Annotated in this window: 18 protein-coding genes; 6 read left to right on the forward strand and 12 right to left on the reverse strand. The window is 29.0% G+C overall.

All coding sequences use genetic code 11. The features are described from left to right. Positions 1 to 176 precede the first annotated feature (176 nt). Together ppc and adhE are read left to right on the forward strand one after the other, a co-directional pair. Positions 177 to 2,978, forward strand: coding sequence for a phosphoenolpyruvate carboxylase (gene ppc / locus ACO409_RS00385; protein WP_485553859.1), 2,802 nt, complete (start codon positions 177 to 179; stop codon positions 2,976 to 2,978). Between the two features lie 284 nt (positions 2,979 to 3,262). After that, positions 3,263 to 5,890, forward strand: a complete 2,628-nt coding sequence (adhE, locus tag ACO409_RS00390) for a bifunctional acetaldehyde-CoA/alcohol dehydrogenase (RefSeq protein ID WP_485553860.1) — start codon at positions 3,263 to 3,265, stop codon at positions 5,888 to 5,890. A gap of 178 nt (positions 5,891 to 6,068) precedes the next feature. On the opposite strand, the gene cobJ is transcribed toward adhE, so the two are convergent. From cobJ to ACO409_RS00440, 10 genes are all read right to left on the reverse strand, one after another. Beyond that, positions 6,069 to 6,818 carry a precorrin-3B C(17)-methyltransferase gene (cobJ, locus tag ACO409_RS00395; RefSeq protein ID WP_485553861.1) on the reverse strand — a complete coding sequence of 250 codons (750 nt, stop codon included), beginning with the start codon at positions 6,816 to 6,818 and terminating at the stop codon, positions 6,069 to 6,071. Between the two features lie 50 nt (positions 6,819 to 6,868). Continuing rightward, positions 6,869 to 7,129, reverse strand: a complete 261-nt coding sequence (locus ACO409_RS00400) for a hypothetical protein (protein WP_485553862.1) — start codon at positions 7,127 to 7,129, stop codon at positions 6,869 to 6,871. A 202-nt stretch (positions 7,130 to 7,331) separates the two neighbouring features. Continuing rightward, positions 7,332 to 8,294, reverse strand: coding sequence for a hypothetical protein (locus tag ACO409_RS00405; protein ID WP_485553863.1), 963 nt, complete (start codon positions 8,292 to 8,294; stop codon positions 7,332 to 7,334). A 115-nt stretch (positions 8,295 to 8,409) separates the two neighbouring features. Further along, the gene (locus ACO409_RS00410) at positions 8,410 to 8,922 is read right to left on the reverse strand and encodes an HXXEE domain-containing protein (protein ID WP_485553864.1); all 513 of its coding nucleotides are present in this window, start codon (positions 8,920 to 8,922) and stop codon (positions 8,410 to 8,412) included. 2 nt (positions 8,923 to 8,924) lie between these two features. Next, on the reverse strand, positions 8,925 to 9,938 hold the full coding sequence (gene cbiG, locus ACO409_RS00415) for a cobalt-precorrin 5A hydrolase (RefSeq protein ID WP_485553865.1): 1,014 nt from the start codon (positions 9,936 to 9,938) through the stop codon (positions 8,925 to 8,927). Further along, a complete protein-coding gene (locus tag ACO409_RS00420) occupies positions 9,935 to 10,417 on the reverse strand; it encodes a hypothetical protein (RefSeq protein WP_485553866.1) in 483 nt (160 codons plus the stop codon). The genes cbiG and ACO409_RS00420 overlap by 4 nt, the downstream gene beginning before the upstream one ends. Before the next feature lie 193 nt (positions 10,418 to 10,610). Beyond that, on the reverse strand, positions 10,611 to 11,978 hold the full coding sequence (locus tag ACO409_RS00425; RefSeq protein WP_485553867.1) for a hypothetical protein: 1,368 nt from the start codon (positions 11,976 to 11,978) through the stop codon (positions 10,611 to 10,613). Positions 11,979 to 12,001: 23 nt separating this feature from the next. Then, a complete protein-coding gene (locus tag ACO409_RS00430; protein ID WP_485553868.1) occupies positions 12,002 to 12,769 on the reverse strand; it encodes an NUDIX domain-containing protein in 768 nt (255 codons plus the stop codon). Positions 12,770 to 12,850: 81 nt separating this feature from the next. Further along, a complete protein-coding gene (locus ACO409_RS00435; protein WP_485553869.1) occupies positions 12,851 to 14,215 on the reverse strand; it encodes a DUF711 family protein in 1,365 nt (454 codons plus the stop codon). Positions 14,216 to 14,241: 26 nt separating this feature from the next. Next, complete coding sequence (locus tag ACO409_RS00440; protein WP_485553870.1) at positions 14,242 to 14,517, reverse strand: ACT domain-containing protein; 276 nt, start codon at positions 14,515 to 14,517, stop codon at positions 14,242 to 14,244. A gap of 334 nt (positions 14,518 to 14,851) precedes the next feature. Here ACO409_RS00440 and sppA point away from each other — a divergent pair, with 334 nt between their 5' ends. The 4 genes from sppA to ACO409_RS00460 all read left to right on the forward strand — a co-directional run bounded on the left by sppA (position 14,852) and on the right by ACO409_RS00460 (position 19,094). Beyond that, entirely contained in the window at positions 14,852 to 16,639 is a 1,788-nt protein-coding gene (gene sppA / locus ACO409_RS00445; RefSeq protein WP_485553871.1) for a signal peptide peptidase SppA, read from the forward strand. Between the two features lie 232 nt (positions 16,640 to 16,871). Continuing rightward, on the forward strand, positions 16,872 to 17,729 hold the full coding sequence (locus ACO409_RS00450; RefSeq protein WP_485553872.1) for a YitT family protein: 858 nt from the start codon (positions 16,872 to 16,874) through the stop codon (positions 17,727 to 17,729). 123 nt (positions 17,730 to 17,852) lie between these two features. Next, on the forward strand, positions 17,853 to 18,419 hold the full coding sequence (gene ahpC / locus ACO409_RS00455; RefSeq protein WP_485553873.1) for an alkyl hydroperoxide reductase subunit C: 567 nt from the start codon (positions 17,853 to 17,855) through the stop codon (positions 18,417 to 18,419). A 42-nt stretch (positions 18,420 to 18,461) separates the two neighbouring features. After that, positions 18,462 to 19,094, forward strand: coding sequence for a thioredoxin family protein (locus ACO409_RS00460; RefSeq protein ID WP_485553874.1), 633 nt, complete (start codon positions 18,462 to 18,464; stop codon positions 19,092 to 19,094). 300 nt (positions 19,095 to 19,394) lie between these two features. On the opposite strand, the gene aroC is transcribed toward ACO409_RS00460, so the two are convergent. Next, complete coding sequence (gene aroC, locus ACO409_RS00465; protein ID WP_485553875.1) at positions 19,395 to 20,492, reverse strand: chorismate synthase; 1,098 nt, start codon at positions 20,490 to 20,492, stop codon at positions 19,395 to 19,397. Between the two features lie 34 nt (positions 20,493 to 20,526). After that, positions 20,527 to 22,479 (reverse strand): peptidase, encoded by a 1,953-nt coding sequence (locus tag ACO409_RS00470; protein ID WP_485553876.1) that lies wholly within the window; start codon positions 22,477 to 22,479, stop codon positions 20,527 to 20,529. Positions 22,480 to 22,485: the final 6 nt, after the last annotated feature.

Below are 22,485 nucleotides of genomic sequence, written 5' to 3' on the forward strand. Positions count from 1 at the left end.
TATTTCCACTTGCCTTGTTCTGAAATTATAGCATATTTTTCAATAATTTAAAATCGCTATTTAATATAAACCATTTTTATGATATAATTTAGGAGATGAAATATTTAAAAAAATGAGTTATCTAAAAATTGATAAAAATACAAAATTACTACAAAAAGAAAGAGAGTGTGAAATAAATGGATTTAAAAAATTTACCAATAACTCCTTTACCGTCAGTAAAACTGGATAAACATCAGGAAGATCTACTTATTCATAATGAGTTATTTTCCAATTTGCTGGGGGAAACAATTTTTAGATATGCAGGATTGCATATTTATGAAGTTACTGAAAAGTTAAAGGAGGCATCGAGTAAATATTATAAAACAAAAAAACAAGAAGCTAGAAAAAATTTATCATCTTTTTGTTCCGATCTTACTGATGTGGAAATTTTAAGAGTGATAAGAAGTTTTTCAATCTTTTCTGCTCTTGCCAACATTGCTGAAGATGTGTATCAAACTCACCAGCAACGGTATGCAAAGATTTCCAACAAGTTGCAAATAGGATCTCTTGAAAAATCATTAAAAAACTTGAAAAATAAAGGAATCAGCCAAAAAAACATATTAAAAGCGATGGAAAAAGTTTCGATTGTTCCTGTTTTAACAGCACATCCAACTCAAGTACAAAGAAAAAGTATTTTGGACTTGACAAAAAAATTAACGGATATTTTAGATAAATATGAAAATGTAAAATTACATCAAATTGATGAAAATGAATGGCTAAACGATTTAAGCCGTGGTATTCAAATTTGGTGGCAAACTGCAATGTTAAGAGCTACAAAATTACGTGTGACAGATGAAATAAGCAATGCTTTAAGTTATTACAATATTACATTCTTCAATGAAATTCCAAGGTTAATGAATAAATTTCAAGAAATTTCAACAAAATTAGGAAATTCTGAAATGAAATCTCAATCTTTAGTTCCTCTCACAATGGGAATGTGGATTGGTGGAGACAGGGATGGAAATCCTTATGTTACAGTAAATACTTTGGAACAATCAGCACAAGAACAAGCTATAAAACTATTCCAGCACTATTTAGATGTTGTTCGTGAAATTTATAGAGAATTATCAATGTCAATTGCTATGACAAATGTTACAGAGGAATTACAAAAACTGGCTGATGCTTCTGGTGAAGTTTCGCCACACCGTACTCGTGAACCATACCGTCGTGCTTTGACAGCAATAAGGGATAGATTGCTTGCTACTGCATATAATTTATGTGACCGCAATCGTGATTTATTACCTCCAAAAAGAAAAAATGGAATTGATATACCTTATAAATCAGCCCAAGAATTTACAAATGATCTAGTTATTGTGGCAGAATCACTTAAAAAGAACAATAGTGAATTTCTAACACAAGGAAAATTAAATAATCTAATTAGTGCTACAAAAATATTTGGATTCCATCTTGCAACAATTGACTTAAGACAAGATTCTAGCGTTCATGAAGTATGTGTTGCAGAACTTTTAAAAAGTGCAAATATTTTGGGAGATTATTTAAGCCTTTCAGAAGATGCAAGATGTGAAATTTTGTTAAGAGAATTAGAATACGATCCTAGAATTTTAAGTGATCCAACAATTCCACAAAGTGAAACATTAGCTTCAGAACTTGCAATTTACAGAAAAGCAAAATCATTAAGAGATCGTTTTGGAGATAAAATCATTGAAAAAAATCTAATCTCTCATGCTACAAGTGTTTCAGATATGCTTGAAATAGCTATCTTATTAAAAGAAGCTAATCTTGCCAAAGGAAATGAAGGAAATGAATTTTGTGATTTACAAATTGTTCCACTTTTTGAAACAGTTGAAGACTTGATTGCAGCTCCTAATATCTTGAGAAAATGGTTTAATTTGCCATTAGTAAAAAAATGGATGGATAAAAAAGGAAGAAAACAGGAAGTTATGTTAGGATATTCAGACAGTAACAAAGATGGTGGATACCTAAGTTCAAGCTGGTCATTGTATAAAGCACAAAAAGAACTTACTGCAATTGGACGTGAATTTGATGTAGAAATCTCATTCTTCCATGGACGTGGAGGAACAGTCGGACGTGGTGGAGGTCCAAGTTACGAAGCCATTTTAGCACAACCTGAAGGAAGTACAGATGGAACAATCAGACTTACAGAACAAGGAGAAGTAATTGGTGCAAAATATGGAAATCCAGATTTAGGATTGAAAAACTTGGAAGCATTAGTTTCAGCAGCCCTTGAGTCAAGTGCAGTGACAGCAGAAGATGCAAACTGGGAAGAATACGAAAAAATAATAGAAAATGTTTCAGAATTAAGTTATCATGCCTATCGTGATTTAGTTTACAATACAGATGGATTCTCAGATTTCTTTTTTGAAGTTACTCCAATAAACTTTATTGCTGGATTAAACATTGGTTCAAGACCTTCTTCTCGTAAAAAAACACAATCATTGGAAAGTTTAAGAGCAATTCCGTGGGTATTTTCATGGTCACAAGCCAGAATAATGCTTCCGGGATGGTATGGTGTTGGAACAGCATTTACAAAATGGATTAACAATGATAATAAAAATCTGGAAATTTTACAAAGAATGTACAAAGAATGGCCGTTTTTCCGTTCCACAATTTCAAATGTAGATATGGTTTTATCAAAATCTGATTTATCAATATTTTCTGAATACGTAAAACTAGCAAGCGATCAGGAAACTGCTCAAAAAATCTTTAATGAAATTGCAAAAGAATGGATTTTAACAATTGATATTTTGAAAAAAATTACAGGAAATGACGTTTTACTTGCAGATAACCCAGAATTAGTAAGCAGTTTACGAAATCGTCTGCCATATTTTGACTCAATGAACTATTTACAAATTGAGTTAATAAAACGTTCAAGATCTGGTGATGATTCAGATGAACTTAAAAAAGCTATCCATATATCAATAAACGGACTGGCAACAGGACTTCGTAATAGTGGATAATCTAAAAAAAAATATATGATTAAAAATATATAAAAATAAAAGAGCTATTTCTAAATATAACCGAAATAGCCTCTTTTTTCTATTAAAAACCATATAAACTTTGAGGTTAAAATTTTTAAGTTTAGTTTTAAATTAGTTTTACTATGTTTAGATGAGAATAAAAGGTAGAAAATAGTATTAAAATTAAAAAGTGAAAAAAAAAACTTGAGTTTTTTTAGAAAATAGAGTATTATTATAATATAAATTAAAATAAGAAAGTATATTCTTTATTTACAGGAGGAAAAATGGCAATAGTTAAAGATTTGGAAAGTTTGAAAGAACTTATTCAAAGAGTTAGAAAGGCGCAGGAAGAATTTGCGACATTTGATCAAGAAAGAGTCGATAAGATTTTTAGAAAAGTGGCTCAAAAGATGAATGATGAAAGAATTACACTGGCAAATTTGGCAGTGGCAGAAACTGGAATGGGTATTGTAGAAGATAAAGTTATAAAAAATCACTTTGCTTCTGAATATATTTACAATAAATATAAAGATGAAAAAACTTGTGGAGTATTGGAAGACGACAGATCTTATGGAATTAAAAAAATTGCAACTCCAATAGGAATTATTGCAGGGATTGTACCAACAACAAACCCAACTTCAACAGCAATGTTTAAAACATTAATTTCATTAAAAACAAGAAATGCAATAATATTTTCACCACATCCAAGAGCAAAACAAGCAACAATTGAAACAGCTAGAATTGCCTTGGAAACAGCAATAAAATATGGAGCACCAAAAGATATAATTGGATGGATTGATGAACCAAGCGTAGAACTATCAAGAGAACTTATGGCAAGTGCTGACTTAATACTTGCAACAGGTGGTCCTGGAATGGTTAAGGCAGCTTATTCATCTGGAACTCCAGCAATTGGAGTAGGAGCTGGAAATACACCAGTTGTAATTGATAAATCAGCAGATATAAAAATGACTGCAAACTATATTTTAATGTCTAAGACATTTGATAACGGAGTAATTTGTGCAACAGAACAGTCTGTAATCATAGACAAAGAAATTTACGATAAAGTAAAAAACGAATTTTTAAATAGAGGAGCTTACATTTTAAATGACGAAGAATTGGACAAAGTAAGAGAAATATTATTTAAAAATGGTAGTCTAAATGCAGATATAGTTGGTAAAAGTGCCTATGTTATCGCAAATATGGCAGGATTTGAAATTCCAAAACATTCAAAAGTATTAATTGGAGAAGTAACTTCAACTGGATTAGAAGAACCTTTTGCACACGAAAAATTATCTCCAGTGCTTGCAATGTACAAATCTGAAGATTTTGAAGATGGACTTAAAAAAGCTGATGAATTAGTAAGACTTGGAGGATTGGGACACACATCTTCATTATATATTAATTTAGCAGAAAAAGAAAAAATAGATAGATTTGGAAGATTGATGAAAACAGGACGTACATTAATTAATATGCCAGCATCACTTGGAGCAATTGGAGATGTATTTAACTTTAAATTAGAGCCATCATTAACACTTGGATGTGGTTCGTGGGGAGGAAATTCCGTGTCAGAAAATGTAGGAGTAAAACATTTGTTAAATGTAAAAACAATCGCAGAAAGAAGAGAAAATATGTTATGGTTCAAAGTTCCTGAAAAAATTTATTTCAAATACGGATCACTTCCGACAGCTTTAGAAGAATTAAAAGGAAAACACAAAAAAGCATTTATTGTAACAGATAAAGTATTAGCAGAATTAGGATACACAGAACATATTACAAAAGTATTAGACAGCATACATATTGACTACAGAATATTCTCTGAAGTAAAAGAAGATCCAACATTAAGTTCAGCAAAATCTGGTGCAAAAGCTATGCTTGAATACAATCCTGATGTTGTTATCGCACTTGGTGGAGGTTCTGCAATGGATGCCGCTAAAATTATGTGGGTATTATATGAACATCCAACATTAAGATTTAGAGATTTGGCAATGAGATTTATGGATATTAGAAAAAGAATAGTAGAATTTCCTGAAATGGGTAAAAAAGCTAAATTTATTGCAGTTGCAACTTCAGCTGGAACTGGTTCAGAAGTAACACCTTTTTCTGTAATTACAGATGATGAAACAGGAATTAAATATCCACTTGCAGATTACGCATTAACACCAAATGTTGCAATTAATGATCCTGAACTTATGCTTACAATGCCAAAAGGACTTACAATAGCTTCTGGAATAGATGTATTTACACATGCACTTGAATCTTATGTTTCAGTTATGGCAACAGAATACACAAAACCATATTCAAAAGAAGCAGCAAGACTTGTATTTAAATACCTGCCAGAATCAGTAGAGCTAGGTGAAAAAGCAATCAAAGCAAAAGAAAAAATGGCAAATGCTTCTTGCCTTGCTGGGATGGCTTTTGCAAATGCATTCTTAGGAATAAATCACTCACTTGCACACAAACTTGGAGGAAAATTCCACATTCCACATGGTATAGCAAATGCAATAATTCTTGAAGAAGTTATTCGTTACAATTCTGCTGAAGCTCCAACAAAAATGGGATTATTCCCACAATACAGATATCCTGATGCAATGCAAAGATATGCTGAAATGGGAGAACATTTAGGATTTGGAGGAAATACTAAAGAAGAAAAAGTAGAAAATTTAATCAAAGGAATTAATGAATTAAACAAAAAAATTGGTATTCCTGCAACTATTAGAGAATGGGGAATCCCTGAAAAAGATTTCTTGGAAGCAGTAGATGAAATGTCATTAGATGCTTTTGATGATCAATGTACACCAGCTAATCCAAGATATCCATTAATGGAAGAATTAAGAGAAATTTACTTAAAATCTTATTATGGAAAAGACTGGGAAAAAGAAAAAGAAAGAGTTGCAAAATTTCTAAGTTTCTAATTGAAATAAATAAAAATAAAGCAAGGGATTTTCTCAATATTTGAGATTATCCCTTTTTATTATAATAAATCTATAGTAAAACCGATTTATACTAAGCTCAAAAGTTATGACTATTTTACTCAAGCTCCAAGCTTATATAATTTTTAACAATTTAATTTTAAATAGATTCAAGTATATTTTAATATTCATATTTTCTTTGATACCCTCTAGGCGTAATCATTTTCCCATTTTTAACAAATGTATTTGAATTTCCAATTAATACGATTGTTAGCATATTTATCTCAAAATCAAGCATATTTTCAAGTGTTGTAATTTCATATTCTTCATTTTCACGTCCAGCATTTCTTACAATTGCAACTGGAGTATCTTTTGATTTGTATTTTAGCATAATTTGTTGCGCTTTTACAATTTGTTCTGTTCTTCCTCTACTTTTTGGATTGTACAGACTTACTATAAAATCACCTTTTGCTGCTAATTCTAGACGTTTTTTTATTAATTCCCAATCTGTTAAAAGATTGCTTAGACTAATCGTTACATAATCGTGCATAATTGGAGCCCCAACAATTGCAGCCGCAGCATTTGTTGCTGTAATTCCTGCAATTACTTCAATTTCTATATCATCATCTTCGCCAGCGACTTCATACATAATCCCAGCCATTCCATAAACTCCAGCATCTCCACTACTGATAAGAGCCACATTTTTCCCATCTTTTGCCATCTTCAAAACATCAGTACATCTATCAACTTCTTTCATCATCGAAGAACTTACAATTTCTTTATTAGGATAATATTCTTTTACCAAATCCGTATAAGTTTTATACCCAACAATAACATCACTTTTTTCCATCGCTTCATACGCTCTAAATGTCATATCTCCTTTTTTCCCAGGTCCAATTCCTACTACATAAATTTTTCCATTTTTATTCATTTTTATTCCTCCTAAATTACTATATTTTAAAAAATTTTTATTTATTATTTTTAATCTCTTCCACCATATTTCGCTTCAATATTTTTATAATTTTCTCCCAATGTTTCATTTACAAATTTAAAAAAATCTAAATTTTCATTTTGACCTGCAAAAACTGTTAATATTCTATCCTCATTTTCATCATCATACACATAAAATTTATTATCTTTACTGTCAGTTCCTTTTCTTAAAAATACTCCTTCTGAAATTTCTTCATCTTCTTCTCTTTTTCCAAAAATAAGAATTCTAACAATTTTTTCTTTTTCTTTCAAATCTTTTAATTTTATTTTTTTCTCAAAATCTTTATTTTTCCTAAAAAAACAAGTTTACAATTTAATCCATCACATCCAAATGTCCAATCAAAAATCTTTTTCTCCTTATCTATTCTTGTTTCGATATAGTCAAATTTTTTTTGATTAACAATTTGTTATCTAAAAGTGATTAAACTTTTCCCTTTTTTATTGAATTTGAACATCATTTCCCATTATTTTTATCATTTACCGAATTCATATTAATTCTTTTATACATTTCAGTATCTTGAAGTTTTTTTGTCAATTTTTCAAGTTTTGTAATTTCTTTTTCTGACATTTCTCCAAAAAATCCTTTCAAAGCCATTGCCATCTGAATTGTCATAACAGTCATCATTTCCTTATTTTTATTATATTCCGCCACTTCTTTAGAAATCTTTTTATTTGCAATTTTATTTATAAAATCATTGACCATTTCTTCAGTATCACCTGTAAACGCTTTTAGTATACCACCAACCATAAAAAAAGTTAATTGATCAGAATAGGCTTCTTCATCAGAAATTCTGTATTTTTCTAGCAAATTTTTATTATCAAGTATTTTATCAATTTCATCCATTTTTTGCGTTATTTCATCTATTTTCTGTTTTATTAACTTAGGATTTCCATCTTCTTTTATATTTTCTGTTTCTTTTGATAAATATTCAAAAAAATCTATTGTTTTCAAATAATACTGATTGTCGCTAATCTTTTTAACTTTTTCAAAATACTCATTTTTTATATTTTTGTTTTTGGAACAATTCCAGAAGTCCATTCCCAAAACGAAATTTTTTCTATCTTCAGGAATATCCATTTTCAAATATTCTGAAACATATTTTTTCTTCTGAGGATCATTTGGTATCCCAGTCACAAAATATGATTCTATCAATCTTTCCAAGGCAACATAATTTCTTTTATCTTTCAGATAAAGTTTTTCCCATTCATCCTTACTTTCAATTGCCCTTTTCCCATCTCCATCTTCTTCTACAAATCCTTCTCCAAATTTCTTATCCAATTTTACAGTTTCATCAATTATTTCTTGTTTAACACCTGCTTTTGACAAATCTTGCTGGATTTTTTCCTTCATTGTTAAAGCGGCTAAATTTAAGTTTATTATAAAAAATAGTGCTAATGCAAAAAGTATTTTTTTCATGTTATTTTACTTGTATAATATAGTTACATTATACAAGCTCCTTTCTTTAAATTTTTTATATTGATTATATATTTTTTAAATCTATTTTTTATTTTAAATATTTTTATAATTTTTTTTATTTCCATAGATACCTATCAATTTTTTTACTAATTTTATGTAAAAATAGCAAATTTAAAATCATAAGAAATCCAATTATTATGACACATAAAATTAAAATAACTAAATTAATTTCTTTATTTAAAATAACATTCCAGATTATTAAAATTCCTAAAGGGAAAATTATAAAAGAAGTCCGACTTCCTGGTGAAAACTTTCTATATCTAAGCGCATCATACATATGAGGTACTAAATGTACAATATATACAATAAATAATGACAGTACTATTTCATACATACTAATCTCACTTGCTATAAAAAGTAATGTTGATAAAATTATAAATTCTTCGGCGATCATTAATGAAGTTGTTTCTGTAGATGGATAACTTTCCTTTTTCTTCAAAAATAATTCATTTTTCATATCTTTTACAACTTTATTTTTTCCTATAAATTTTTTTATAAAAATTATTTCTTCAAATTCGTGTATCATAAACAACACTATTGCTATAAATGACAATTTGTATATTTCCATTCTCACATTTCCTCCTCAAAAATTGAAATTGTAATTCCTTCCAACTTAATTTTTTTCACCAAAAAACTTCCTTTTCTGCTCGAAGCTAAGTACGCACAAGGCTCGGAAACACCGTACACTCCGATTTGATTTTTTACAAATTCTGAACGCTCTTCAACTAAATCTTCTGCTTCCAAAATTTTTTCTTTTTCAAAAAATTCTATTGGAATATTTAATTCGGTCATTGCTTCTAAAAGTCCAATTTCATCAGATTTTACCCAAGCGGATGCGGCTTTTTTTATCGAGTCCATTTCTAAATTTTGAGTTTCCATTACATAATTTATTTTTTCGATGATTTTTTCTTTTGGTGTATTTCTTTTACAGCCAATTCCAAGAATGATATTTTTGGGAATAATTTTAGAAATTTCGATATTTTTTCTGTTTGAGACAATTATTGCTCCAGCACAATTTTTGTCGTTTTCTACGATATTTTTTGGCAAATGAATGCTCACATTTTCTCCATTTACGATAAGCGAAGTCACTCTTTTGGCATCATCCAAACTTTCCAATTTTGCTTTAATTTTTTGTGACAATGTATCAACTGCAATTTTTCCACCGACATCAGAAGCTGTTGTAATTACTGGGATTGCTCCGATTCCATTTGCAATTTTTTTACATTCTTCATTTGCACCACCAAGATGTCCTGAAAGTAATGAAATCACAAAATTAGCATGGTCATCAACTGTAATAACAGCTGGGTCTGTGTCCTTGCTTTTAAATTTCCCTTCAATAATTCTTACAACTGCTCCAGTTGCTGCAACAAAAATATGTAAATCATATTTATCAAATGTTTTTTCTAATAAAATTGGCACTCGCTCATTTATTACAAACAAATTTTCCACATTTTCACTTTCAAGATTGAGCATATTTGCCACTCTTTGTGACACATAAATATGCAAATTTTTATAAACATTGTTTCTTATTTTTAAACATGTTTCGTATCCGTTTTTGCTTACGCAATATACTGCTGTTCTCATTTTCCTTCCTCCCTAGCCTTTATCGTTATATACTTCTGATTTTTTGCTCTTCTATTAGAATTTGTATATTTAAGTTTTTTATTTTCAATCAAAGGATTAATAATTTTTTTTGCTACGTAATTAATTGATTTCAAACCCAAATATGCCGTAATTTCTTTTCGAGTTTTAGGTTCACTACAATATTCAAGAACTTGTGCACTATACTTTTGAATTTTTTTATTTTGCTTCAAAGTATTATTTTTACTTGTATTCTCAACATTTATTTTTTTAACTTGTGCACTATTTTTCTCTACTTGTTCACTTTGCTCCAAAACATTATTTTTTCTAATATTTATACTATTTTTCCCTATAACTTGTATACTATTTTTCTCTACTTGTTCACTTTTTTGTTTTTCATTGTAAAATATAACTTTAAAAGTTCCTCTTTCGTTAATAAAAACAGGTTCTCTTAAGTTCATTTTAGACATTTCAGCTTTCATAGTAGGGATTCCTGAATGCCTGTTTTCTGATGTTTCATCAATTATACTTTATTTTACTCCTTTTTTAGAAAGCGTTTCCTGAACATATTCCCTAAGCATGTATGCATTTGCTCCTAAACTTGTTGCTAAAAAAATTGTAATTGCACAAATTAATTTTTTCATAAAGTTTTCTCCTTTTTTCTATTTTTTAAATCTATAATTTTAACCTTTTATACAGTAATTTCTTTTCTTTTTTTGGTATTTTACTTTTTTCTATAATTCCTTTAGATTTTAAAATTTCCAAAATTTTCTTTTTATCATCCGATTCAAAATGAATAAAATCTTCAATTAATCCTTCATATTCTGGTGCTTTTCTAAATACATATTTTTTTAATACTAATTTAGAAAGTTTACTTTTTAAAAGTTTTATCCAATTTTCTATCAAATCTGATTTTTTTATTTCTTGTATTTCATTTTCAACTATTAGTTCGTTCGTATAAGTTTTTCCCAAAATACTATCTATAAAATATTTAGATACTTTTTTTACACGAAGATAAACTATTCTCTGCTTTATAATAAAATATATAATAAATATTAAATTTAATCCTAAAAGTTGATAAAAACTCTCATAACTAAAATTCTGACATTTCAAATGATAAATTAAATAAATGATTGGTTCAAAAAATAAATAACAATTTGTCATTCCTGATGAAAAACCTCCCTCTATCTCTTTATAATTTATAAGTGCATCCCAATCTAAAATAAGAAAGATTATTCCTATAATTAATGAAATTATCCAATAATTAATTTGTAAACTTCCCATTAACATAAGCATAATTCCTGTAAATTGTAGACATAAAGGAATTAAAGTTATATAAAAAACATAGCCTGAAATTTCTTCATTACTTATTTTTTTCAATTTATATTTAAACATCATATTTTCTATATTTAAGAAAAATGGTTTTGAAAAAATCCAATTTTTTAAAATATTTTCATTACTATTTATACATAAACCCAAAATTTTATTATATTTTAGAAAAAAATATTTTTTAATAAATTTTTTTATCCCTTTTTCTGAATTGACTTCGTATTCTTTTAATATTTCCTCCAATTCACTTTTATCATTATTCATAAGGTTATATTCAAAAAAATCTTTTTCAAATTTATTTTGATTTAAAATTTTATCTATTTTATTCGCAAATTTCAAGTTATTAGTTTCAACACACTTATCATCTTCAAAAATCAAACTGTAAATTTTATTTATATCTTGTGTCGTACATTCTTTTTTCAATTTATCAAAAAAATTTTTTCTTTCCAAAAAGGAAAATGAAATATTTGATGATTCATAATATTCTTTTAATAATTTTTCTATCTCACTATTTTTAAAATATTGAAATTTTTCTGTTTCTAAGTTTGTTCCCTCAATCTCTTCATCAACATCATCTTCTTCATAATCATTTATTGATAAATAATATTCAGGATAAAATTTTTTCAACGCTTCGTAATATTTATTATATTTTTCTCTATTCCAAAAAACTATATCTTTAAAATATTTAAAAATTTTAAATAATTTTATTTTCATAAATCCCTCTACTCCATAAAATTCTACACTTCCATCTCAAACACATTAATCACAGGCGTTTCATAAGGATGAACCTCCTTAATCAAATAATATGCTAACTCACAAAATTCTTTTTTCACTCTAAATTTCATAATTTTTTCATTGGCAACACTGGATTTTCCAACTTCTCCATCAAAAGGATTCCCTCCTTCCAAAGTTTTCCAATGTCCAATTCCATCAATTGTAGAATAAACATCTGCATAAAATCCTTCTGTCAAAAGATTGTATTTTTGTAAGTTTTCCACAATTTTTTCCACATAATTTTCTGGAACAAAAACTTCAAAGCAACTATATTTTTCTTTAAATTCTAATTTTGAACTCAATAAATTGTCGTTTTCATAATTTAAAGTCAAATAAAAAAATGGTGTATTTTTAAACAATAATTCTAAAAATATTTTGTCGCCTTCCCACAATTTTAAATCAAAAATTTCTTTTTTGGGAATCCATTTTAAGTTGCCTTCGTCACATTCATGCTGATTTCCTGAAAAATCAGAACTTGTGTAAAGATACATAAATAGCGGCTCATCATCATTATAGTTAAAAATCACAAGTCCACGAAATTCATAACTATTCAATTTGTAGCCAGTTTCCTCTTGAACTTCTCTTTTTAAGCACTCTTCAGGTGTTTCCTCAACTTCCAATTTTCCGCCAATTCCTAGCCATTTTCCTTTATTTATATCTTTTTGTTTTTTAGTTCTGTGTAACATTAGATATTTTTTGTTTTTTTCTAGATAACATAATGTTGTAATCACTTTTATCTCCCCTTTTTTTGTAGTTTAAAAAGAAAGTCAAGAATAAATCCTAACTTTCTTATTTTTTTATATTTTTTTTTATTAATTTTTTAAAGCCTGAATTGGAGGTGCCACTTTTCCGCCACGGTTTATCAGAACTGAGCAATCCAAGTTGTTTACATTTACTATATCGGCTTCTCCAAGAAGTCCACCAAACACTACTCTATCTCCAGCTTTTTTACCTGGAACTGGGATTACTCTAACTGCGGTAGTTTTCGTATTTACCATTCCAATTGCCATTTCATCGGCTATTATTCCTGAAATTACAGCTTCTGAAGTATCCCCTGGAATAGCAATCATATCAAGTCCAACAGAGCATACGCAAGTCATTGCTTCTAATTTTTCAAGTGTTAAATAACCTTTACTTGTGGCTTTTATCATTCCTTGATCTTCACTTACTGGAATAAATGCTCCTGTCAACCCTCCGACACGAGTTGCAGCCATTGCTCCACCTTTTTTTACTGCATCATTTAATATTGCAAGTGCAAGCGTTGTTCCATAAGCTCCAACTGATTCCAGACCAAATTCTTCTAAAACGTTTCCAACACTATCTCCCACAGCTGGAGTAGGGGCAAGTGACAAATCAATAATTCCAAATTCAACTCCAAGTCTTTGAGCCACTTCTTTTCCGATTAGCTCTCCCATTCTTGTAATTTTAAAACTTACTTTTTTTATTGCTTCTGTTATTTCATCAATTTTTGCAGTTTTTGAAATCCCTGCAAGTGCATGTCTTACAACTCCTGGTCCACTAATCCCAACATTTAGCACAATATCTGGATTTTCTACTCCATGAAATGCTCCTGCCATAAATGGATTATCAGGAACTGCATTTGTAAATACGACAAATTTTGCAGCTGCTAATCCATCCGCATCTTTTGAAAGTTCAGCTAATTCTTTTACAGTTTTTCCCATCATTTTTACTGCATCCAAATTAATTCCAGATTTTGTGGAACCTATGTTTACAGATGAGCAAACTCTATCAGTTTCTGAAAGAGCTTTTGGAATGCTATTTATTAGATTAATATCACCTTTTGTAAACCCTTTATCAACAAGAGCTGAAAATCCTCCAATAAAGTCAATTCCAATTTCTTTTGCTGCTTTGTCAAGAGCTTTTGCAAAAATTGTATAATCTTTTGCATCTGTTGCATTTCCAATTATTGAAATTGGAGTGACTGAAACTCTTTTGTTTATAATTGGCATATTATATTTGCTTGCCACTTCATTAGCGATCTTTACCAAATCTTTTCCATTTTTTGTAATTTTGTTATAGATATTTTCTGCTGTTTTTTGTGCATCAGTATCAATACAGTCAAGCAAGCTTATTCCCATTGTTACAGTTCTTACATCAAGATGCTGCATTTCAACCATATCTATCGTTTCCAGTATCTCATCAGGTAATAAATTCATTTTTTCCTCCTAAATTTTAATAACGACTATATTCTATGCATAGCCTTAAAAATATTTTCATGCTGTAAATAAACTCTAACACCTATTTTTTCCTCAACACTTTTAAATTTTTCCTGAAGCTCTTTTATATCTGTATTTTTAGGAGCTTCAACAAGCATAATCATTGCAAAAATATTATCTTCAAAAACTTTTTGTGTAATATCAATAATATTTAAGCTCAGTTCACTTAATTTTGTTGAAACATTTGCAACAATTCCTGTTTTATCTGCTCCAATAACCGTAATAACAATTCTATCGTTCATTTTCAGTCCTCCATTTTAAAATCCAAATTATATATGTTAAATTATCGCATAATTTTAAATATTTAGCAAGATAAAAAATTCATATTTATTTTAAAGTTCAAAAAAATACAGTCAAACAAAAATCAATATCCTTCCTGTATTACAATTAATAAAGCAATAATTACTGCTACAGTAAATACTTTAACAAATATAGAAATTATAAAAAGGAAAATAACTATGTCTTACTCGTATAAAAAACTTATTTATTGCTATTTATTACTTAAAGTGCTATAATTTGTCATATTTATAGAAAAAATTTAAAATATATAAAACTACTTAAGGAGGAAAATAAAAAATGAAATTTTGGAATTTTTTTAAAAGATTTTTAATATTTACAGCAAAAGAAATATATTCATTTTTTTTAAAACTTTCATTGTCAATATTTATAATTTTTATAGTTGGAATTTCAATTATTGCCATTGTTAATTCAAAAACTAAAAATGAAAATTCTAAAAAAAGCTATGAATATATACTTTTCAATGTTTCTGATGTCACCGAAGATAAAATTATAGGTTCTGATATTTTTTCGGATAAAGAAAATCTGTCTTATATGGATATTTTAAACAGTTTAGATGATATAAAGAAAAATAAGCAAGTAAAAGGTGTTATTATTGCCTTAGATACAATAAATCTTTCATCTGCAAAAACAGAGGAATTATCAAAGAAATTTGAAGAACTAAAAGAAAATAATAAAAAAATATACGCTTTTGGAGCTTATATTACAAATGCTAATTACAAATTAGCTTCGATTGCAGATGAAATCGTAATGGTGCCATCTGCTTCAGCAAGTCTTGATTTGACAGGTTATCATTATTCAGATATGTATTACAAAGGACTGTTTGACAAATTAGGAGTGAATATGGAAGTTGTCCGTATTGGAAATTACAAGTCTTATGGAGAAAATTATACTGGAAATGAAATGACTCCTGAATTACGTTCTGAACTTACAAGAATATTAGAAAACAGATACGGAAAATTTATTAACGATATTTCTAAAAATCGTAAAATTGATAAAAACACATTAAACAACGATATTGTAAATGGAAATGATACTAATTTGACACCATTTGATGCACGTGATAAAAATTTAGTTGATAAACTGGAACAATTTTCTGATTTTACAAAACGTTTAGATATCCGTGAAGACAACGTCGCAGATATTACTGACTATTATGAAAAAAGAGTAAAAGATGAAAAAATAGGAAATCCTAGAAATGGTACCATTGCTGTAATTTATGCCGAAGGTTCAATTATGTACGATCCAAATGGAGTTACGGAAGGTGTCATAACTCCCGACAATATTTTAGAAAAAGTTGAAAAAGCAATGCAAACTAAAAATTTAAGAGGTATTGTGCTTCGTGTAAATTCAGGCGGAGGTTCAGCTCTTGCTTCTGAAGTAATTTATCAGGAATTAACAAAGCTAAATATTCCAATTTATGTTTCAATGTCAGATACTGCAGCTTCTGGAGGCTACTACATTTCAATGGCAGGAAACAAAGTATTTGCAGATAACGCTACAATTACTGGTTCAATTGGTGTAGTTTCAATGATTCCAAAATTTTACAATGCACAAGGTAAAATTGGAGTTCATTCAAATTCAATATCAAAAGGAAAATACTCAGATATTAACGATAGCTTTGAACCATTATCACAAGAATCACGTGAAAAAATCACTCAGTCAATGCAAGAAACATACAAAGAATTTAAATCACGTGTTTCTAAAAATCGTAAAATTGATGAAAATACTCTTGAAAATTATGCACAAGGTAAAATATGGCTTGGTGACGAAGCCAAAAATATCAATTTGGTTGATGGAATTGCAAGTCTTGATGAAGTCATAAAAATAATGGCAAGAGATTTAAGACTACGTAATAATTATGCTGTAGAAAATGTTTATTTAGAAGAAGATTTTTCTAAAAAATTAAAAGCTCTAACAAATATGATTACTGAAAAATTCAGTTTATCTGCACAACTTCAAAAAAATATTCCACAAGCAAAAAAAGCATTTAATGAATACGATTTTGCAGTACAAAATCAAAACAAACCACTATATTATTTAACCTATAAATTGGACTTATATTAATAATTAATATTAAATCTAAACAAATTCTTCTGTATAAAAAGGGGGCTTTAACCCCCTTATAAAAAATAAATAATCCACTATTTAAATGAGATATAATTATAACAAAACTTATTTAAACTCGAACTTAAAAACTACGATTATTTACCCAAACTCTAAGTTTATATAATCTTTAAATAGCTCTATTTTAAATAGGTTCGGATATAATTACAATAACTTTAGAAAGGAAATATTTATGAATAAAAAAACAATTTTTAAGTTAATCAAAGAATATTTTTTTATTGGAATAGGAACTCTTTTCCTTGCTATGGGATTGCAATTTTTCTTTTTCCCAAATAAAATAGCAAGTGGAGGAGTAACTGGATTAGCTTTGGTTATAAATAGTCTAATTGGCTTTCCAACAGGACTATTTGTCGCCATCAGCAATTTAATTTTATTTACTCTAGCATTTATTGTAATTAGTGGACAATTTGGATTTAAAAGCATTTATGCAACTGTACTTTTATCTTTTTTTCTTTCTTTTTTTGAAAAATTTTATCCCAATTACACTATTACCAAAGATATATTTTTAGCTACAGTTTTTGGAAGTGCACTTTGTGCTTTAGGAGTAACGATTATCTATCTTTATGAAGCTTCCACAGGAGGAACTTCAATAATTGCTAGAATTATTAATAAATACTGCCATATTGGCTATGGAATGTCTTGTTTTATTGTTGATGCACTTGTTACTCTTTCAGCAATTTTTGCCTTTGGTGTTGAGCTAGGGCTTGTTGGATTATTAAGTGTTTATGTAACAGGATTTATTACAGATAAATTTATTGAAGGATTTAACTCACGTAAACAAATTATGATTATCACTTCCAATAAAGATCTTGTATTAAATTATATTTTAAAGGACTTTGACAGAGGATGTACTATTTTAAAAGGAATTGGGGGATATTCTGAAACTGAAAAGGATGTACTGCTTACAATTATCGAAAGAAGGCAATTTATACAATTAAGAAAATTTTTAAAAATGCACGATCCAACAGCTTTTGTTACAGTTACAGATACAACAAAAGTCTTTGGGGAAGGATTTGATCAGCTGCATTAGCAAAAAAAATTAAATGCGAAAAAAAATATTTGACAAATTAATATTTTGTGATATAATGTAACTAAGAAATAATTGTAATCATTTCAAATTAAAAACAATAATACTAATAATTAGGAGGAAATTATGTCACTAATAGGAAAAAAAATTGAAAACTTTACAGCACAAGCTTACCAAAATGAAGAATTTAGAGAAGTAAGTTTTGAAAAGGACTTTTTAGGAAAATGGAATGTTGTGGTTTTTTACCCAGCTGATTTTACTTTCGTATGTCCTACAGAATTGGAAGATCTAGAAGATCACAGAGAAGAATTGGAAAAATTAGGATTTAATGTTTATTCAGTAAGTGCTGATACTCATTTTACTCACAAAGCTTGGCACGATCATTCTGAAGCAATTGGAAAAGTTAAATTTACAATGATCGGAGATCCAACAAAAGCTATCTCAAGAGAATTTGAAGTATTAAATGAAGAAAGCGGACTTGCTTATAGAGGAACATTTATTATAAATCCAGAAGGAAAAATCGTTGCTTATGAAGTAAATGACGAAGGAATTGGAAGAGATGCTTCAGAACTTGTAAGAAGAGCAAAAGCTGCAAAATTCGTAGCTGATAATCCAGGATTAGTTTGTCCAGCAAAATGGAAAGAAGGAGAAGCTACTTTAAAACCAGGATTAGATTTAGTAGGAAAAATCTAAAACTTCTGTCAGATTACTTAATTGGCTAAAGGAGGAGAGAAAATGGCTTTATTAGATAGTAATATTGTAGAACAGTTAAAAGGTTATTTTGATAAAATCAATGCAAATATTGAATTAACTGCATTTTTAGATGATAGTGAAAAATCAAAAGAATTAGATAGTTTCTTGCAAGAAGTTGATGCAATTTCTGGAAAAGTAAACTATGTAAAAAAATCATTTGAAAATGATAAGACTGATTTGAATAAATCAAATATTACTCGTCCAACATCGTTTACAATTTTAAAAGATGGAGAAAATACTGGAATTAATTTTTCAGGAATTCCTGGAGGACACGAGTTTAACAGTTTTATTCTAGCAGTTTTAGGATTAGCTGGACTTGGAAAAAAATTGGAAGGTGATCAACTTTCAAAAGTTGAATCTGTTAACAAACCTTTAAACATTGAAACATTTGTTTCATTATCTTGTACACATTGTCCAGATGTCGTTCAGGCTTTAAATCTTATTTCAACATACAATAAGAATATTACAGTAACAATGGTAGATAGTGCTGTATTCTTTGAAGAATCAAAAGAAAAGGATATTCAAGCTGTACCTGTTGTATTTATAAATGGAGAACAAAAATCAGTTGGTTCTAAAACTATTGAAGAATTAATAAATCTTATTGTTAATGCTTAATAATAACTAGAATTAAAATATATTATTTTTATTTAAATAAAAAAGCGAGAGATATAATGTCTCTTGCTTATTTTTTGTATAAATATTGTTTATACTAAACCCTCATAAAAAATAGAAATTATTTTTTATATTGTAGTAAAATATATTAACTTCTTTCAAAAAAAATTCATATAGTAAAACTAATTTAAAACTAAACTCAAAAATTATGACTATTTTACTCAGATCCTAAGTTTTTATAATTTTTAACAGTTCAATTTTTAAAGGATTCGAGTATATATTTAAATTTAAATAGAAATAATATTACAACGAACGTTTTTTAGCTTCCAAAACTCTATCTAAAATCACAATTGCTGTAGCTGATTCCAATACTGGAACTGCTCTTGGCACAATTATTGGATCATGTCTTCCATGTACTTCTAAAATATCATTTTTCTTAGTTTCAAGATTTACAGTTTTTTGTGCTTTTTCAATTGAAGCTGTCGGCTTTATTGCCACTTTAAATGAAATTGGCATTCCAGTCGTTATTCCGCCTATAATTCCACCGTTATTATTTGTATATGATTTTATATTTCCATTTTCATCAAAATACATTTCATCATTTGCTTCATATCCAGTCATTTGTGCAATTCCAAAACCTGCTCCAAATTCTATTCCTTTTGTGGCTGGAACTGAAAAAATCATTCTCGAAATTTCACTTTCCATTGACTCAAAATATGGATCTCCTATTCCTGCTGGAAGTCCTGTAACCATAATTTCCACAATTCCACCAAGCGAATCCTTTTCTTCCCTAGACTTTTCCACAGCCTTCTCAATTTTTTCTACAATTTCTTCATTCAACACAGGCAAAGTCATATTTCTCAATTCATCAATATTTTCCTGTATAATATCACTCTCCACAAAGTCTCTATCTTCTATATTTTTTATCGATTTAATATGTGCTGCAACTAAAATTCCCTGCTTCTTCAAAATCTGCTTTGCAATCGCCCCAGCAAATACAAGTGAAGCCGTTATCCGTCCTGAGAAATGCCCACTCCCACGAATATCATTAAACCCATTATATCTGTTAAATCCGCTCCAGTCTGCATGCCCTGGTCTAGGTTTTCTCTTCAATTCACTATAGTCTTTTGATCGCTGATTAGAATTTCTAACAATCATCGCAAGTGGCGTCCCAGTCGTTCTTCCATCAAAAAATCCACTCAAAATCTCAAATTCATCTTTTTCCACTCTAGGCGTTGTCAATTTTGATCTCCCAGGCGCTCTTCTTTTCATTTCTTGCGAGATAAATTCTAAATCTAGTTCAGTTCCCGCTGGAATTCCGTCAATATTCACTCCCAATGCCGTTCCATGCGATTCTCCAAACAATGAAATTCTATAATTTTTTCCAAAATTTGCTCCCATTTTCTAGCTCCTTCTCTTTTTTAAATTTAAAATTCTATTTTTCTGCTTTTACCAATTCATCATAATTTTTAACTTTCTTTTTATCCTCTTTTGAAAGTAAATTATACAATTTACGAACCATTTCTAAATATGATTTTTTCGTATATTTTTCGCCAGTTCTATTATTCAATACTATTTTTTCTGCATTTGGAATATCACTTATCAATTTACTTACAATAACATAAGGTTTCCAATCTTCTATATAAGTATCACTTTTTCCATTAGGTGTATATTGAGCCGTGTTCAATCCAGCAGTTCCTGAACCCTTTTTAATATTTCCATTTTTATCACGACCAATCCATTTATTTTTTAGTTGTTCCACTTTTCCACGAGCTTGAGCAGTTTCACGTCTTTGTTCAAATAACCATTCAAATGGATAATCTATTTGATATCCATATTTCCAAGTCGACATATGAGAACCTCTACTAAATTCTCCCCAGTTTATTCCTGTACCTGGTTTTGTATTATCATGAGTTGTCATTTTTTTATCAATTTTATTTTGCTCCTCAACAGAAAGATAAGGATCCCATTCGTCATGTGAAATTTCAACTCCTGCAGCCTTAAAATATTCCTGAATTGTTTTCCACAAACTTGTTGCCATCAAATCATCTGCAGCTGTATGAACAAGGACATTATCATCTGAAATCATATAATACCAGTTCTGATAGTTCTTTTTATCAAGTCCAAATCCATTAAAACTGATTGGATCATTTTCTGGAGAACGTGCCGGTGCACCATTATTCTGAAATTCTTTATTATAGTTATTAGACCATTGAGATCCTAAAATTGCTACTCCTGCAAAAAAATTATCTCTTTGTGCTGCCATATCTAAAAGAAGCATTCCTCCCATAGACTGACCAGTCCCATAAATTCGACTTTCATTAATATATCCTTTATATTCCTTCAAAACAGAATCCAGAAGTTCCCAAATTGCTGTATTTGCTTCACTTGAAGAAACAACATCATTTGTAGAACGACGACTTTCTTCAACTTGTGGAACAACGATTATTGCTGGATTTTTCTCTTGAAGTTCTTTACTTGCCATTTTTGCAGCCGCTTTTGTAGAAGTAAGCGAAGCCATTGGATCAATGTCATTTGCTCCTGCGTGTTCCATATGAAGTACAACCGAGATATTTCCTTTATTCTTTTCTAAAACCTCTTTATTTGGAACATAAATTGCATAAGGTAACTCAAAATTCTCATATTTCCCAGTATATTCACTATATGCCTTAGTTGCTTTAAATCCACCATTTCCAATATAATTTATTTTCCACCCACTATTTTTGTCAAACTCTAGCAAAATAATTTTATTTTTATCTGCTTTAATAACAGTTTGCTTAACTGTTTCACCTGTTGGTCTAGTTTGTGTTTTATCTTCCAAAGTATAATTTGAAATTTCCCTCGTTCCAGCAGCAATTTTTCCATTCTTACCAACAACTTCTCCAATTTGTTTCACACCAGCCATCATTGTACTTGTATAGGATAAATTTTGTCCAGTAAGCATATAATCTGTATTCACTTCAATAATTACATATTTTCCTTCTTTAGTACCACCATTTTTAGAAATTTCTGGCTTATCGTTAACATAAACTTTTGTGATTTGCCCTTCATTCCCTTTTGTATTATCCCTATCAATTTCCACAGTCTTCTCAAAACCATCTTTTTTCTCGCTGTAAATCGCATAATCTGTAATTTCATAATCATTTTTATTTACAGAATCAGCTTTAATATTCTGATTATACTCAACAATAATTGCCGAAGTTTTAGCACCTTCTAAATCAACAAAACCATAAGATTTGACATCAACAATCGCATTATCAGCCGAAACCGATTTTATAATTTTACTTTTATTCACAGTTTTTGCAAAAGAAACTGTACTAAATGCCATTCCTGTCAAAAATAAAGCCATCATTCCAAAATATATTTTCTTTTTACAATCTAATTTCATAAACTT

Source organism: Leptotrichia sp. (assembly GCF_057270615.1).